At 63.8% G+C, this 1,595-nt stretch carries 2 pseudogenes; both read right to left on the bottom strand.

Going from position 1 to position 1,595, the window contains the following annotated elements:
* Positions 1–167, bottom strand: a pseudogene (locus RMO81_RS15255) (transcriptional regulator NrdR); the annotation flags it as partial.
* A gap of 296 nt (positions 168–463) precedes the next feature.
* Positions 464–1,595 (bottom strand): annotated as a pseudogene (gene glyA / locus RMO81_RS15250) (serine hydroxymethyltransferase); the annotation flags it as partial.

Raw genomic sequence — 1,595 nt, 5'->3', positions numbered from 1 at the left:
CCGCTTTTTTTGACCAGCGTGAGTTCGCGCAACTGCACGCGTTCAAACGTGGTGAAGCGTCCGCCGCAAGCCGGACATTGCCGCCGCCGCCGGATCGACGCCGCATCCTCGGTGGGACGGCTGTCCTTCACCTGGGTATCGTCGTTGCCGCAAAAGGGGCAGCGCATCAGTCTTTCTTCGTCAATTGACGATACGTGCCGACTACGGCCCCAAAGGCAGCGCCAGCCACGGGTCCCACAAGCGGAATGGGCACCGCCACTGCTGCGCCGACAGCGGCATGACCGAGCACGGACTTGGCTTCATTTGTCTTCAAGATTTCCGTAACAACGCGCCGCGCTTCGTCCAAGACGTCCGCTGCATCCTGCGCCAGCGGGCTTTCTCGAATGTCAGTGAAGGCCTTCGTGATGCGGTCATGCAAGCTGGTTTCATCACCGCCGTCTGCATCAGCAAATGGCGCGCTTGGATAGATCGGGAAACGCGCGCAGAGCGCCCGAACCCGTTGGTTCACCGCCTGTTCCACTTCGGCGTTGCCATCATGCCCATTGGCGGCCAGCCCGTCCAGCACATCAGCGATCATGTCGCCAATGGCCTGGAACTCGGCGATGCCGAAACCGCGCGTGGTCCCCGCCGGCGAGCCGACGCGGATGCCGCTGGTCTTGGTCGGCGGCAGCGGATCGAACGGCACGCCGTTCTTGTTGCAGGTGATGCCGGCGCGTTCCAGCGCTTCATCGGCGTCCTTGCCGGTGAGGGCCTTGGGCGACAGATCGATCAGCGCCAAATGGGTATCGGTGCCGCCGGCGACAACAGCGCAGCCGCGTTCCACCAGCCGCGCCGCCAGTGCCTGGGCATTGGCAACCACCGCCTTGGCATAATCCTTGAAACCGGGTTGCAGCGCTTCGCCAAAGGCGACGGCCTTGGCGGCGACGACATGCATCAACGGGCCGCCCTGCAGGCCGGGGAAAACGGCACTGTTGAACTTCTTGCCGAGTTCGGCATCGCGCGACAGGATCATGCCGCCGCGGGGGCCGCGCAGCGTCTTGTGGGTGGTGGTGGTCACCACATCGGCGTGCGGGATCGGCGAGGGATGAATGCCAGCCGCCACCAGCCCGGCAAAATGCGCCATATCCACCAGCAGACGCGCGCCCACCTTGTCGGCAATCGCGCGGAAACGGGCGAAGTCGATGATGCGCGGATAGGCCGAACCGCCGGCAATGATCAGCACCGGCTTGTGTTCAACCGCAAGGCGTTCGACCTCGTCATAATCGATCAGATGATCTTCGCGGCGCACGCCATATTGCACGGCGTTGAACCATTTGCCGCTCATCGCCGCTCTGGCACCGTGGGTAAGGTGGCCGCCGGCATCCAGGCTCATGCCCAATATCGTATCGCCCGGCTTGGTGAGCGCCAGCATCACTGCGCCGTTGGCCTGCGCGCCCGAATGCGGCTGCACATTGGCATAGGCAGCGCCAAACAGCGCCTTGGCGCGGTCGATGGCCAGTTGCTCCACCACGTCCGAAGGGTGGCAGCCCTGATAGTAACGCTTGCCGGGATAGCCTTCGGCATATTTGTTGGTGAACACGCTGCCTTGGGCTTCG

This window comes from Sandarakinorhabdus sp. (assembly GCF_031422795.1).
GTDB lineage: Bacteria > Pseudomonadota > Alphaproteobacteria > Sphingomonadales > Sphingomonadaceae > Sandarakinorhabdus.
Note: the sequence above shows the minus strand (reverse complement) of the source record. Positions and strands in the feature narration are given on the sequence as shown.